This is a genomic window from Xanthomonas sp. BRIP62411, assembly GCF_003993525.1.
GTDB lineage: Bacteria > Pseudomonadota > Gammaproteobacteria > Xanthomonadales > Xanthomonadaceae > Xanthomonas > Xanthomonas euroxanthea.
In genome coordinates, this window is record NZ_QEZI01000006.1 from 109,158 (window position 1) to 122,750 (window position 13,593).

A 13,593-nucleotide genomic window follows, 5' to 3' on the forward strand; every position below is an offset into this window, starting at 1 on the left:
CTGATGTGGGATGTGCCGCAAGCAGTGCGATGGAACTTCGTAGCTGGACGTGCGTGCATGCGCCGGCGCCGGCTTGCCGCTGTCTTTCAGGACGCCGATGCAGGCATGCAGCGATCAGCAACATGCACCGATGCCGCTTTCCGGAACACTGCGATGTGCGCGGCCTGCGACGCCGCAGCGGGTGCAGGCGACACCGGTCGGATGAAGTGCGATGGCCAGGCTGCCATCGCAGCCGCAGCACTCCGGAAAAATCACCCAGCGCTACACGCACAGGCTCAGCCGCGAAGCGGGTAGAACGCCAGGAGCCAGCAGCCAGCAGCGCGCAGCGGGGAACCACCAGCGCCGACGCAAACGCGTAGCCCGAGCCGCGGCTACAGCAACGCTGCGGAGATCTCCGCCGTCGCCGCACACAAGGCCTGCAGCGCCGCGTGCGGGCCGACCAGCTCCGGGCGGCGCGCGATGAACGGAACGGTCAGCGTATAGGTCGCGCTGCCGCGTTGCAGGATCGGTGCGGTCAGGTCGACCACGCCCACCACCGCTTCGCTGGGCTGCATGGCATAGCCGTCGTCGCGCGCCTGCGCGGCGGCCGCCAGGAACTGCGCACGCTCGAACGGCACCTCGCTGGCGTCGAGCATGTCCAGCCAGCGCGCCTGCACCTCCGGCTGCTGGAACGCGAACAGCACCAGCCCCGAACTGGAATGGGTCAGCGGGCGGCGATGGCCCGGGCGCACCACCAGGCCCAGGTCGCTGGGCACGTCCATCTGCGCGATCACCACGATCTGGTCGCCGGACGGTGCCACCAGGTGGCAGGGCTGATAGATCGCATCGGCCAGCCGCCGCATCACCGGCAATGCCGCTTCGCTGATGCTCTGCACCTGCGGCTGCTGCATGCCAAGCATGAACAACCGATTGGTCAGCACATAGTCGCCCTCGCCATCGCGTGTGAGATAGCCGCGCTCCTCCAGCACCTGCAGCATGCGGAAGATCTCCCCGCGCGAGCGCCCGATGCCCTGCGAGATCGCGCCCATGCTCATCGGCTGCGCCTGGCGGGCGAGCAGTTCGAGGATGTCCAGGCCCTTGTCCAGGGCGGGGGCGCGGTACTTGGCGGGTTCGGTGCTCATCCGTCTGCGGCTCCAGGCAAGGCTGCGGCGCGCCAGGGTACAGGCATCGCGGGCAGCGGTGAGGGTCGGCCCTCGCGTGCAAATATAAACAAAGTTTTTATATTTGCATGGTGCTGGCCTGCGCAGTACGCTCGCCGCACAGCAACGCAAGCGCCACAGCCTTGGGAGGGGATCGGTCGCATGCATCACAGTGACATTGCCGCGTCACCGCGCGGCAACCTGGCGCGTACCGCCATGGTTCCCCTGTTGTTGATCGTCAGCCTGTTCTTTTTATGGGGCATGGCCAACAACCTCAACGACATCCTGATCAAGCAGTTCAAGAAGGCCTTCGAGCTGACCGACCTGCAGGCAGGCCTGGTGCAGAGCGCGTTCTACCTGGGTTATTTCGTGTTCGCGATGCCGGCGGCGATGTTCATGCGCCGCTATAGCTACAAGGCGGCCGTGGTGCTGGGCCTGCTGCTGTATGCATGCGGCGCGTTCCTGTTCTATCCGGCCGCGCAGGTGCATACCTACTGGCTGTTCCTGCTGGCCTTGTTCGTGATCGCCAGCGGCCTGGCGTTCCTGGAAACCACCGCCAACCCGCTGGTGACCGTGCTCGGCCCGGCAGAAGGCGCGGCACGGCGGTTGAACCTGGCCCAGGCATTCAACCCGTTGGGCTCGATCACCGGCGTGCTGGTCGGCCAGCACTTCATCTTCTCCGGCGTGGAGCACACCCCGGCCGAGCTGGCGGCGATGACGCCGGCCGCGCGCGCGGCGTTCTTCGCCACCGAATCGGCGGCGGTGCAGACGCCGTACCTGGTGATCGGCGCGGTGGTGGTGGTGTGGGCGATCCTGATTGCGCTGGTGCGCTTTCCCACCGGCGATGCCGGCCCGGGCGAGGCTGCGCCCAGGCGCGCACGCTTTAGCGAATTGCTGCGCAACCGGCTGTTCGTGTTTTCGGTGGTGGCGCAGTTCTTCTACGTGGGCGCGCAGGTCGGCATCTGGAGTTATCTGATCCGCTATCTGCAGGACGCGGTGCCGGGCACGCCGGAAAAAAGCGCCGCGACGTATCTGACCATCTCGCTGGTGCTGTTCATGGCCGGCCGCTTCATCGGCACCGCGCTGTTGCGCTATCTGGCGCCGGCCAGGTTGCTGGCGAGCTTTGCCACGATCAATCTGGTCTTGTGTGCGGTGGCGATCGCCTTCCCCGGTTGGACCGGCCTGTACGCGCTGGTGGCCGCAAGCGTGTTCATGTCGGTGATGTTTCCGACCATCTTTGCGCTGGGCCTGGACGGCATGCATGACGATGCGCGCAAGCTGGGCTCGTCCTTGCTGGTGATGTCGATCATCGGTGGTGCGCTGCTGACGGCAGTGATGGGCGCGGTGTCGGACCTGGCCGGTATCCACTGGGCGATGGTGGTGCCGGGTGGGTGCTTTGCGGTGATCCTGCTGTTCGCGTTGCGCGCACGGCGCGCGGCGCCGGTGATTGCTGGGGCAGGCGCATGAGCACGCGGCGGCTGTGCTACGTGCTGGATCTGCACGATGATGCGCAGTTGATCGCCGAGTACGAGCGTTGGCATCGGCCCAGCGAGGTCTGGCCGGAAGTGGTGGCCTCGTTGCAGCAGGCCGGCATCCTGGAGCTGGAGATCTTCCGCAGCGGCGACCGCCTGGTGATGCTGATGGAGGTCGGCGACACCTACGATCCGGCGGCCAAGGCCGCGCGGGATGCGGCCGATCCGCGGATCCAGGCCTGGGAAGACCTGATGTGGCGGTTCCAGAAACCGCTGCCGGGCAGCGCGCCTGGGGAGAAGTGGCGCGAGGCGGGGCGGATCTTTGCATTGAGTGCGGCGATCGACGCGCAGCGCTAGCCGTGCCCCTCATCCGCCCTTCGGGCACCTTCTCCCGCTTGCGGGAGAAGGGAGCAGTCGCTTGGCGGGGCTGCAGTCCGGCCGGCCTGGCAATACCGGGTGGGGCGCTTGTGGGTCTGCGTCTTCGGCCTGGCGAACGGCTGACCGGCAGCATGCTGCAGACGCCCGACGGTGGGGACATGGCGCAGACGCCTACCCCACCTGAGTCAACGTCGATCACGCCCCTCTCCCGGGTGCGGGAGAAGGTGCCCGCAGGGCGGATGAGGGGCTGCGTGCTCAGTCCTTGGCGTTGCCGGCCAGATCTACGACCCGGAAACGTTCACCTGGATGGCTGAGCCGTTCCGGCCGCATCGCAGTCCCGGCCGGCCAACTGCTTCCTTCTCCCGCGCGCGGGAGAAGGTGCCCGCCGGGCGGATGAGGGGCTGCGCGCTCAGTCCTCGCCGTTGCCGGCCAGATCTACGACCCGGAAACATTCACCTGGATGGCGGAGCCGTTCCGGTCGCATCGCAGTCCCGGCCGGACAACTGCTTCCTTCTCCCGCGCGCGGGAGAAGGTGCCCGCAGGGCGGATGAGGGGCTGGGTGCTCAGTCCTTGCCGTTGCCGGCCAGATCTACGGCCCGGAAACATTCACCTGGATGGCAGAGCCGTTCCGTCCGGATTCCAGTCCCGGCCGGACAACTGCTTCCTTCTCCCGCAGGCGGGAGAAGGTGCCCGCAGGGCGGATGAGGGGTTGCGTGCTCAGTCCTTGCCGTTGCCGGCCAGATCTACGACCCGGAAACGTTCACCTGGATGGCGGAGCCGTTCCGGCCGCATCGCAGTCCTGGCCGGATAACCGCTTCCTTCTCCCGCAGGCGGGAGAAGGTGCCCGCAGGGCGGATGAGGGGTTGCGTGCTCAGTCCTTGGCGTTGCCGGCCAGATCTTCGACCCAGAAACGTCCTTCCGGATAGCTGAACTCCGCGATCGAGGACGCATGCATTTCCGCCGAGAAACCCGCTGCCTCCGGGGCCAGGTAGCGGCCGTGCCGGATGCGCACCGGGTCGAGGAAATGCTGGTGCAGGTGGTCGACGAATTCGATCGCGCGGTCTTCCATCTTGCCGGTGATGGCGACGAAGTCGGCCATGGCCAGGTGTTGCACCAGCTCGCACAGGCCGACGCCGCCGGCGTGCGGGAACACGCGCACATTGAACTTGGCGGCCAGCAGCAGGATGGCGAGGTTTTCGTTGACCCCGCCCACGCGCGCGGCGTCGATCTGGATCAGGTCCACCGCGCCGGCCTGCAATAGCTGCTTGAACACCACCCGGTTCTGGGTGTGCTCGCCGGTGGACACCGGTACCGGCGTGATGCCCTGGCGGATCGCGGCGTGGCCGAGCACATCGTCCGGACTGGTGGGTTCCTCGATCCAGGCGATGTCGAATTCGGCCAGCTGGCGCATCCAGTCGATCGCCGGGCCCACGTCCCAGCGCTGGTTGGCGTCCACCGCCATCGCGATGTCCGGGCCGATCGCCTCGCGCGCCAGGCGGCAGCGGCGGATGTCGTCCTGCACGTTGGCGCCGACCTTGAGCTTGATGGTGCGGAAGCCGTCGGCCACCGCTTCCTTGGCCAGGCGCACCAGCTTCTCGTCCGAGTAGCCGAGCCAGCCGGGCGAGGTGGTGTAGGCCGGATAGCCCTGTTCGATCAGCGTGGCGATGCGTTGCGCGCGCTGCGGTTGCGCCGCACGCAGGATTGCCAGCGCTTCGTCGCGGGTGAGCGCGTCGGTGAGGTAGCGGAAGTCGATGGTGTCGACCAGCTGCTCGGGCGTGAGTTCGGCGATGTAGCGCCACAGCGGTTTTTTCGCTGCGCGCGCGGCCAGATCCCAGGCGGCGTTGATCACCGCGCCGATTGCCATGTGCATCACGCCCTTTTCCGGGCCCAGCCAGCGCAGCTGCGAGTCATTGGTGAGCCGGCGCGCGAACGCACCCAGATCGGCAATGACCTCGTCCACCGACAGGCCGACCACATGCTCGGCCAGTGCGGCCACCGCGGCGGTCTGCACATCGTTGCCGCGGCCGATGGTGAACACCAGGCCGTAGCCGGCCAGGTCATCCGGCGCATCGGTGCGCAGCACGACGTAGGCGGCCGAGTAATCCGGATCCGGATTCATCGCATCCGACCCATCGAGCTCGCGCGAGGTGGGAAAGCGGACGTCGTGGGTGTCGAGGGCGATGATGGTGTGCATGGAGGTCCTGGGCGATGGAAACGAAAATTAGAAACGCGCGGAGTAAGACGGAAACGGAGCAGGACGCCAGAGCCTCTCTCCCACCGGGAGAGGGGCTTCGGGCTGCATCGTGCCGGATGTATTACGACTTGCCTTGACCGCTATCTCTTTCCAATGCGGAAAAAGGTGCTTAGGAAAGAGGCCTCAAGCCGCATCGCGCGGATGCGCCACCACCGGCTGGCGCTGGCGACCCAGCCCTTCGATCTCCAGCTCCATCACGTCGCCCGGCTTCAGGTACACCGGCGGCTTCTGGCCCAGGCCCACGCCCGGCGGGGTGCCGGTGCTGATCACATCGCCCGGCATCAGCGTCATGTAGCGGCTGATGTGGCTGACCAGTTCGGCCACGCCGAACACCATCGTGCGGGTGCTGCCGTTCTGGTAGCGGTGGCCGTTGACCTCCAGCCACATCGACAGGTTCTGCGGGTCGGCGATTTCATCGCGGGTGACCAGCCACGGGCCGATCGGGCCGAAGGTGTCGGCGCTCTTGCCCTTGACCCACTGGCCGCCGTGTTCGAGCTGGAATTCGCGCTCGGACAGGTCGTTGATCACCGCGTAGCCGGCGACATGGTTCAGCGCCTCGTCCACCGAGACATCGCGCGCGACATCGCCGATCACCACGCCCAGTTCCACTTCCCAATCGCTCTTGACCGAGCCGCGCGGGATGATCACGGTGTCGTTCGGCCCGGTCACCGCGGTGGTGGCCTTCATGAACAGGATCGGCATCTTGGGCACGTCCATGCCCGATTCGGCGGCGTGGTCGGCGTAGTTCAAGCCCACGCAGATGAACTTGCCGATCTGCCCCACCGCGGCGCCATAGCGCAGCTCACCTTCGAGCAGCGGCAGCGTGGCCACATCCAGCGCACGCAGTTTGTCCAGGCCGGCATTGGTGATGTGCTCGCCGGCCACATCGTCGATCACACCGCTCAGATCGCGGATGCGGCCTTGGTCATCGATCAGGCCAGGACGTTCCTGGCCGGGGGCGCCAACGCGTACGAGTTTCATGCAGTCTTCCTTTGCAGGTGAGGAATGGAGCGGCCAGCAACGCTGGCGCGCGTGCATCGGGTGGGTAAGGGCAGCGGGCGCAAACCGAGGCGGACGAGCGGGACGCATCGCATCTGGCAGTGGTGCGCGGCGCCGCGATCCATCGTCGTACTCAGTTCGACCAGCCGCCATCGATGATATGGGTCTGGCCGGTGGTGAACGACGATTCGTCCGAGGCCAGGTACACCACCAGCTGCGCGATTTCGCGCGGGTCGCCCAGGCGGCCCATCGGCTGGCGGTCGGTGAAGCTCTTCCACACCGCCTGTTCGTCGCCGCCCAGCGCCTTGACGCGCTGGCCCAGCGACGGCGTCTTGATGGTGCCGGGGCAGATCGCGTTGCAACGTACGCCCTGGGCCACGTAATCGGCGGCAATGGCCTTGCTCAGGCCGATCACGGCCGCCTTGGTGACGCCGTAGACGAAGCGGTTCGGCACGCCCTTGATGCTGGAGGCCACCGAGGACATGTTGATGATGCTGCCGCGGCCGCGCTCGAGCATGCCCGGCAGCACCGCCTTGCAGGTGTAGTACATCGCATCGACGTTGATCGAGAACGAGCGGCGCCAGGCCGGCTCGTCGCAATCGAGGATGCTGCCCTGGTGCACGAAGCCGGCGCAGTTGAACAACACATCGAACGGGCCGTGCGCGGCGACCAGGTCGGCAACCGCCGATGCATCGGTGACATCCAGCAGCTGGGTGGTGATGGCATCGGATTCGGCTGCCAGCGCCTGCAAGGCCGCGGCGTCGATATCGGTGGCGATCACCTGCGCACCGGCACGCGCGCAGGCCAGCGCGCTTTCGCGGCCGATGCCGGCGCCGGCGGCGGTGATCAGGCAGCGCTTGCCATGCAGGCGGTCGTTGGGAGTTGCAGGGATCGAGACAGTCATACCGAAGAGGTTCCGTGGGTGGGGGCCGCCGGCCGTGGCAGACGATAGAACGTGCGTGCGTTGTCGCCGAACACCGCTTTGGCATGGCCGTCGGCGTGTGTGGCGACCAGGTGCTGTGCGATCTCAAGCCACTGCGCATACTCGGCGCGCTGGGTCAGCACCGGCCAGTCGCTGCCCCACAGCATGCGCTGCGGGCCGAAGCGTGCGAACAGATGCGCGACATACGGCTCCAGCGCCTCCACGCCGGCGCCGCGCGCTGCTTCGGTGAGCAGGCCGGAGAGCTTGCAGTGCACGTTGGGATGCTGCGCCAGCGCGGCCATGCCGGCCGCCCAGGCGACGAATTCGCCCGCGGCGATCTGCGGCTTGCCGCCGTGATCGACGACCACGCGCAACTGCGAATGGCGCTTCAGGCGCGCCTGCAGTGCCGGCACATGCACGCTGCGGATCAGGGCGTCGAAGGCCAGGTCGTGCGCGAGCAGGGCGTCGAAGGCGGCATCCAGCGCGGGACTGGCCAGCCACTGCGCATCGGCGATGTCCTGCACCATCGGGCGCAGGCCCTTGAGCACACCGTCGCCGGCCTGCACCAGCGCATCGATGCGCGCGGCGGCATCGGGCGCGGCGAAATCGACCCAGCCCACCACGCCGGCGATGCGCGCATCGGCGCGCGCCAGCTCGAACAGGTAGTGCGTTTCGGCCTCGGTCGCGGCGGCCTGCACCACCACCACGCCATCGATATCGGCAGCGTCCAGCGCCTGGCCGATATCGGCGGGGCCGAAGTCGCGATACAGCGGCGCCAGTTCGGGCGTCAGCCAGTGGTAATCGCCACGGGCCAGCTGCCAGAAATGCAGATGCGCGTCGATGCGGCTCATGGCGTGGGCAGGTCCGCGTCGAGCAGGCCGTCATCGCGCAGGCGCTGCCACAGCGCAGGCGGAATCGCCGCCTGCAACCGCGTGGCGGCCGAGTGCACCTCGGCCACCGTCCGCATGCCGGCCACCACCGTGGTCACCGCCGGATGCGCCAGCGGGAACTGCAACGCGGCCGCGCCGATATCCACCCCGAACGCCGCGCAGGCTGCATACAGGCGCTGCGCATGTTGCAGGGTGGCGGTGTCGACCGGGGCATAGTTGTAGGTCGCGCCGGGGCCATGTGCGTCGCTGAGCAGGCCGGAGCTGTACGGGCCAGCCGACAGGATCGCCACGTTGCGTTGCTGCGCCTGCTCGAGCAGGGCGCGTGCGCCGTGCTGTTCCAGCAGCGTGTAGCGGCCGGCCAGCATCACGCAGTCGAGCGGAAAGCGTGGCAGCACCTCCAGCGCCACCTCCTGCTCGTTGACCCCCAGCCCGATCGCCCCGCAGGCACCGGCCGCCTTCAGCTCCGCCATCGCCGGCAAGGCCTCCTCCAAGGCCTGGCGCAGCACGTTGGCGTGGTTGTCGCCGTGGGTCAGCGCACCGATGTCGTGCAGCAGCAGCACGTCGATGTAGTCGGTGCCCAGGCGCTCCAGGCTGGAGGCAAACGCGCGCCGCACGCCGTCGGCGCTGTAGTCGAACTCGGCGCGCCGGCCCGCTACCGCAAAGCCGTCGCGCCCGGCGGTGGCCTGCGCGTCGTCGTGGATGCAGCGGCCGACCTTGGTCGACAGCGTGTATGCGCTGCGCGGCACGCCGGCCAAACCACGGCCCAGGCGCGTCTCACTCAGCCCGTAGCCGTAGTACGGCGCGGTGTCAAAGTGCCGGATGCCGGCCTGGTACGCAGCCGCCACCGCGGCTAGCGCCTGGCCGTCATCGACCTCGGTATACAGATTGCCGATCGGCGCGGCGCCAAACCCCAGTGCCGACAGCTGCACATCGGTGCCGCCCAGACGCTGCCGCGCAACGCTCACGCCGCACACTCCGCGCGCAGGGCGGCTGCGGGGCAGGTGCACACGGAATCTGGGAAGCAGGAGCTGGGCATCGCGACATCCACCAGCCGGCCGATGCCGGTCTGTTCGCATATGAATATCGCAATCATGAGTAAACAGATCACGCTGCAGTGCAGCATCGCAGGTGGTGGCGGTTCAGCACGGGCGTTGCGCAGCGCTGCGGTGAGTTTCCCGGCATCTTTGCCTGCTGGCCGGCCCGGCATGTGGTGGTCGCCGATCTATGTCGAAATCCGCAGCTGTCATGAGCGCTTCCTATAACGCCGTCTATGCGGTTGCCTCGGTCCGAGGCCTGGGGCTAGATACCAGCCCGACCGCACGAAAGCCCACCCATGCCAACCACCACCCGCCGCGACCTGTTCAAGGTGCTCGCCGCAGGCGCCATCGTCGCGCCGTTGTCGCCGAGCGCACCGGCGGGCGACGCAAACGCGGCCTGCACCGGCACCCCGCAGTGGGCGCGCGGCATCGAAGGCCAGCGCAAGGCAGACCTGGGCAACGGCAGCTACCTCAATCCCATCGTGGCCGGCGATCATCCGGACCCCACCATCCTCAAGGATGGCGACGACTACTACATGACGTTTTCGTCGTTCCTTTCCTATCCGGGCATCGTGCTGTGGCATTCCACCGACCTGGTCAACTGGACACCGCTCGGCCCGGCGCTGCGCAAGCAGCTGGGCACGATCTGGGCGCTGGACCTGTGCAAGCACGCTGGCCGCTATTTCATCTACATCCCGGCCAATCCCGACGACAAGGGCTGGTCGATCTTCGTGATCTGGGCCGACGACATCCGCGGACCCTGGAGCGACCCGATCGATCTGCAGATCGCCGGCTGCATCGATCCCGGCCATGTGGTGGGCGAGGACGGCAAGCGCTATCTGTTCGTCAACGGCATCCGCAAGGTGCGCCTGCGCGACGACGGACTGGCCACCGACGGGCAGGTGGAGCCGGCATACGCGCCGTGGCGCTATCCCGACGACTGGATCGTGGAGAACTTCGCCCCCGAAGGCCCCAAGCTGACCTGGCACAACGGCTGGCTGTATCTGGTCACCGCGGTCGGCGGCACTGCCGGGCCGGTGACCGGACACATGGTCATCGCCGCGCGTTCGCGCTCGGTGCATGGGCCGTGGGAGCACTGCCCGCGCAACCCGCTGGTGCGCACGCAATCCGAACAGGAGCCATGGTGGTCGCGCGGGCATGCCACGCTGGTGGAAGGCCCGCGCGGTGACTGGTGGATGGTCTATCACGGCTACGAGAACGGCTTCCGCACGCTGGGCCGGCAGACGCTGCTGGAGCCGATCGAATGGACCGCCGATGGCTGGTTCCGCGCCACCGGTGGCGATCTGTCCAAGCCATTGCGCACGCCTGCACGTGGACACGCCACGGGCAATGCGGCGCCCAGCGGTTTCGCCTTATCGGATGATTTTTCCAGCGACAGGTTCGGCACCCAATGGAGCCTGCATGCGGCCAGGCCCGGCGAGCAGGCGCGGGTGCAACGGGCAAATCGGTCGCTGACGCTGGCTTGCTCCGGCAGCTCGCCGGCCGACAGCTCGCCGTTGACCTGTGGCGTGCCCGATCGCGGCTACGTCGCCGAGGTCACGCTGGAGCTCACCGGCAATGCCGAGGGCGGCCTGTTGCTTTTCTACAACCACAAGGCCTTCGTCGGCATCGGCGTTACGCCCGATACCATCAAGACCTACGAATACTCCGAAGAACTGGTGTGGGCACGCGCGCCTAACACGCACCGACGCATCCGCCTGCGTCTGAGCAACGATGCGCATGTGGTGACCTTCGACTATTGCTTCGACGATGGCTGGCAGTGGATTCGCCACCCCACGCGCATGGAAATGTCCGGCTTTCACCACAACGTGTTCGGCGGCTTCCTGAGCCTGCAGCTCGGCATCTACGCTGCGCAGCAAGGCGCAGTGGTGTTGCGTGATTTCAGTTACCGCGCGCTGCGCTGAGCGCGGTCTGCAGCATCCAGCGATGCGGGTAAACGGCGGGGTCCGGGGGGACCCCGCCGTCAGACCTGGCGTGGCTAACAAGACGTAGCTGCACAGGCGTTTTGCTCGCCGCTCCTAGCCGCAGCAGTAGCAGACGTTGCCCTGGCCCAGGTCGCCGCCAAACTCCGGACACTCGGCTTTGCAGGCCCACGCACTACACGATTCGGTTTTCGGCTGTGCGTTATCCACCGCCATGACCTGGAACGCACCGAAACCGGTACTGGCCAGGAACGTGGCCGCCATCAACGCCGTCCGCAAAGTACCCCAACGCTTCTTCATGCATTACTCCTTCACCGTTGCCAAAGCCGCTGGCGCATCCGTGCGGCGCAACGCGGCGACCAGGTCCTGCACCTGCTCCGTGGTATCGAAGACCCCAAGACGGGAATGGCGCACGCGCCCCTGCCCATCGATGGCCATCAGCAGTGGCACGTTGCGCGCGCGAAACAGCATCAGTGCGCGACGATCGGTCAACGTGACCACCGGAAAATCGAAGCCATGCACATGCGCATAGCGCGCAGCCTGCGCCGCATCGCACTGGCATACGCCGAGCAACTGCGGACGGCCGGGCAGATTGGCCTGCAACTGCCTTGCCGCACGCAGCACGGTGGGTGCCGAGCGCTGGCAATACGGGCAGGTGGTGGTGAAGAAGAACAGCACCTGCGCCTGTCCCTGCGGCACGCCGAGCAGATGGCGTTGGCCCTGGGTATCGGTGACCGCGATGCGCGGCACGTACATGCCGTCATACGGCGCGCTGATGCGGGTCTGCAACATCTGCTGCTGCGCGCGCAGCTGCTTGTTCTGCCATGCGAGCACCGCGATCAATGCACAGGCAATCAGCAGCCCGATCCAGAGCCAGGGAAAACGTCGCGCCATGCCAGCTCCAGTAGCGTCATCAAGCCCGAGCCTTGCCCAGGCATGAGCTGATGGTCAATGGTGATATCGACAACTGCGATGTCGCGCGGTGCGGGGCTGTGGACGCGGTCACGCCCCGACGCTTGGGCTTGCCAGTGCCGCGGCAGTCGGCACGGAGCGATTGCGCAACTACGACGCTGCAGGTGGAGCGATGCCACCGCGCCGCACCGGCGCGCGATGCATCCATCGCCGACGTGATCGCGACCGGACCATGCGCGGCAGGCGCACGACATGCACACGCACGCCATGCCGCAGCGTGGACATGCACGGCATCGATTGCCATGGCGTACAGTCGCGTGCCCCGTACACGCCAGGCCGCACGTTTCGATGCCTTCCTATCTTCCCCTGCTGGCGGTCGCCGCCTGCCTGTTGCTGCCGCTGCAAGACAGCCTCGCTGCTGCGCCCGATCGCAACGCGCCTGCCGCGGTTGTCTCAAGCTGCACGGCCGATGCGTACAGCAGCTGTCCGTCCTGGATGCCGTCGCAGCAGGAGATGCGCACGGTGCTTGCCGATTATTTCTGCGACGCCGCCGATCGCGGGCTGGTCCGGCCGCGCGTGACGCGCGTGGTGCGTGCGGAGACCTCGCAGGTCACCTGCGCTGCGCTGGGGCCGGAAACCAATTCCAATATCGCCTGTGGAGGCGATATGCAGTTCATTGGCCCGGACGGCCGCACCGATTTCCTCACCTTCAGCCCGACCATGCATCGTCAGGACGATGGGCGCTATGCGATCTATGAAGGCGAGGACGAAAACGGCAACGCGGTGTGGCACGCGCCCTCGCCGCAACGCGCATCGAAGGTCTGCACCGGCCAGCCATTGCGCTGACGAGCGGGCCGGAGCTGCCACCGGCAGCGTTTCCTGCGACGGCGATCGGTCTGCGCTGACGGGGCGCGCAGCCGGTCGCTGCAGCGTGCTCAGTCGTCTTCGGGCGGCGGCAGTACGATGCCGTCGGCATCGATGGCGAGCTTGCCGGCCATCAGCACCGCCTGGGTGCGGTTGGTGACGCCGAGCTTGCGCAGGATCGCGGTGACATGCGCCTTGATGGTGGCCTCGGACACGCCCAGATCGTAGGCGATCTGCTTGTTGAGGCGCCCGGCGCCGAGCATCTGCAGCACGCGGAACTGTTGCGGGGTGAGATCGCGCAGGCGCTGGCCCACTTCGCGTTCTTCGCTGTCGGTCGGCGGCAGGTTCTGCGCCTCTGCCGGGATCCAGCGCTCGCCATCGAGCACCGTGGCCAGGGCGCGGCCGATGGTGTCCGAATCGGCGGATTTGGGAATGAAGCCGAACGCGCCATGGTCGATCGCACGCCGCATTACCGTCGGCTCCTCGCGCGCCGACACCACCACCACCGGCAGCTGCGGATGCAGCGAGCGCATGTGCACCAACGCGCTGAATCCCTGCGCGCCCGGCATGTTGAGATCCATCAACAACAGGTCGGCATCCGGTTGCGCATCGGCCAGGGTGTACAGCGCATCCACCGTGTCGGCCTCGAACAACTGCACGCCCGGCATCACGCGCTGCACAGCCCCGCGCAAGGCCTCACGGAACAGGGGGTGGTCGTCGGCGATCAGCAGGGTGGTCATTGAGGGGCCGGGAATCGGGAATCGGGAGTGGGGAATCGGGAAT

14 protein-coding genes are annotated in these 13,593 nt (G+C 67.2%); 5 read left to right on the forward strand and 9 right to left on the reverse strand.

Annotation, left to right across the window (positions count from 1 at the left end):
• Positions 1–371: 371 nt before the first annotated feature.
• The gene (locus tag EO139_RS03420; protein WP_104649878.1) at positions 372–1,121 is read right to left on the reverse strand and encodes an IclR family transcriptional regulator; all 750 of its coding nucleotides are present in this window, start codon (positions 1,119–1,121) and stop codon (positions 372–374) included.
• Positions 1,122–1,301: 180 nt separating this feature from the next.
• On the opposite strand from EO139_RS03420, the gene fucP reads away from it, so the two are divergent.
• Together fucP and EO139_RS03430 are read left to right on the forward strand one after the other, a co-directional pair.
• Positions 1,302–2,606 carry an L-fucose:H+ symporter permease gene (fucP, locus tag EO139_RS03425; RefSeq protein WP_104649879.1) on the forward strand — a complete coding sequence of 435 codons (1,305 nt, stop codon included), beginning with the start codon at positions 1,302–1,304 and terminating at the stop codon, positions 2,604–2,606.
• A complete protein-coding gene (locus EO139_RS03430) occupies positions 2,603–2,968 on the forward strand; it encodes an L-fucose mutarotase (protein WP_104585593.1) in 366 nt (121 codons plus the stop codon). The genes fucP and EO139_RS03430 overlap by 4 nt, the downstream gene beginning before the upstream one ends.
• Positions 2,969–3,860: 892 nt before the next feature.
• Here the strand turns inward: EO139_RS03430 and EO139_RS03435 are convergent.
• The 5 genes from EO139_RS03435 to EO139_RS03455 form a co-directional block, all read right to left on the reverse strand.
• Positions 3,861–5,183, reverse strand: coding sequence for an L-fuconate dehydratase (locus EO139_RS03435; protein ID WP_126969301.1), 1,323 nt, complete (start codon positions 5,181–5,183; stop codon positions 3,861–3,863).
• A 183-nt stretch (positions 5,184–5,366) separates the two neighbouring features.
• Positions 5,367–6,224 (reverse strand): fumarylacetoacetate hydrolase family protein, encoded by an 858-nt coding sequence (locus EO139_RS03440; RefSeq protein ID WP_126969302.1) that lies wholly within the window; start codon positions 6,222–6,224, stop codon positions 5,367–5,369.
• Between the two features lie 151 nt (positions 6,225–6,375).
• A complete protein-coding gene (locus EO139_RS03445) occupies positions 6,376–7,146 on the reverse strand; it encodes an SDR family oxidoreductase (RefSeq protein ID WP_104649882.1) in 771 nt (256 codons plus the stop codon).
• Positions 7,143–8,015: an amidohydrolase family protein gene (locus EO139_RS03450; protein ID WP_119131541.1), complete on the reverse strand. Its 873-nt coding sequence runs from the start codon at positions 8,013–8,015 to the stop codon at positions 7,143–7,145. Before EO139_RS03450 ends, EO139_RS03445 begins: the two co-directional genes overlap by 4 nt.
• The gene (locus EO139_RS03455; protein ID WP_343132552.1) at positions 8,012–9,055 is read right to left on the reverse strand and encodes an aldo/keto reductase; all 1,044 of its coding nucleotides are present in this window, start codon (positions 9,053–9,055) and stop codon (positions 8,012–8,014) included. The genes EO139_RS03450 and EO139_RS03455 overlap by 4 nt, the downstream gene beginning before the upstream one ends.
• A 90-nt stretch (positions 9,056–9,145) precedes the next feature.
• On the opposite strand from EO139_RS03455, the gene EO139_RS21380 reads away from it, so the two are divergent.
• Both EO139_RS21380 and EO139_RS03465 read left to right on the forward strand, forming a co-directional pair.
• Positions 9,146–9,316 (forward strand): hypothetical protein, encoded by a 171-nt coding sequence (locus EO139_RS21380; RefSeq protein ID WP_164739703.1) that lies wholly within the window; start codon positions 9,146–9,148, stop codon positions 9,314–9,316.
• A gap of 71 nt (positions 9,317–9,387) precedes the next feature.
• Complete coding sequence (locus EO139_RS03465; protein ID WP_126969303.1) at positions 9,388–11,016, forward strand: family 43 glycosylhydrolase; 1,629 nt, start codon at positions 9,388–9,390, stop codon at positions 11,014–11,016.
• Between the two features lie 114 nt (positions 11,017–11,130).
• On the opposite strand, the gene EO139_RS03470 is transcribed toward EO139_RS03465, so the two are convergent.
• Together EO139_RS03470 and EO139_RS03475 are read right to left on the reverse strand one after the other, a co-directional pair.
• Positions 11,131–11,334 (reverse strand): hypothetical protein, encoded by a 204-nt coding sequence (locus EO139_RS03470; protein ID WP_016901788.1) that lies wholly within the window; start codon positions 11,332–11,334, stop codon positions 11,131–11,133.
• A 3-nt stretch (positions 11,335–11,337) separates the two neighbouring features.
• Positions 11,338–11,901: a TlpA disulfide reductase family protein gene (locus EO139_RS03475; RefSeq protein WP_184363257.1), complete on the reverse strand. Its 564-nt coding sequence runs from the start codon at positions 11,899–11,901 to the stop codon at positions 11,338–11,340.
• A gap of 393 nt (positions 11,902–12,294) precedes the next feature.
• On the opposite strand from EO139_RS03475, the gene EO139_RS03480 reads away from it, so the two are divergent.
• On the forward strand, positions 12,295–12,792 hold the full coding sequence (locus tag EO139_RS03480) for a hypothetical protein (RefSeq protein ID WP_119129879.1): 498 nt from the start codon (positions 12,295–12,297) through the stop codon (positions 12,790–12,792).
• A gap of 89 nt (positions 12,793–12,881) precedes the next feature.
• Here the strand turns inward: EO139_RS03480 and EO139_RS03485 are convergent, their stop codons facing one another.
• Positions 12,882–13,550, reverse strand: coding sequence for a response regulator transcription factor (locus tag EO139_RS03485; protein WP_010374372.1), 669 nt, complete (start codon positions 13,548–13,550; stop codon positions 12,882–12,884).
• Between the last annotated feature and the right edge of the window lie 43 nt (positions 13,551–13,593).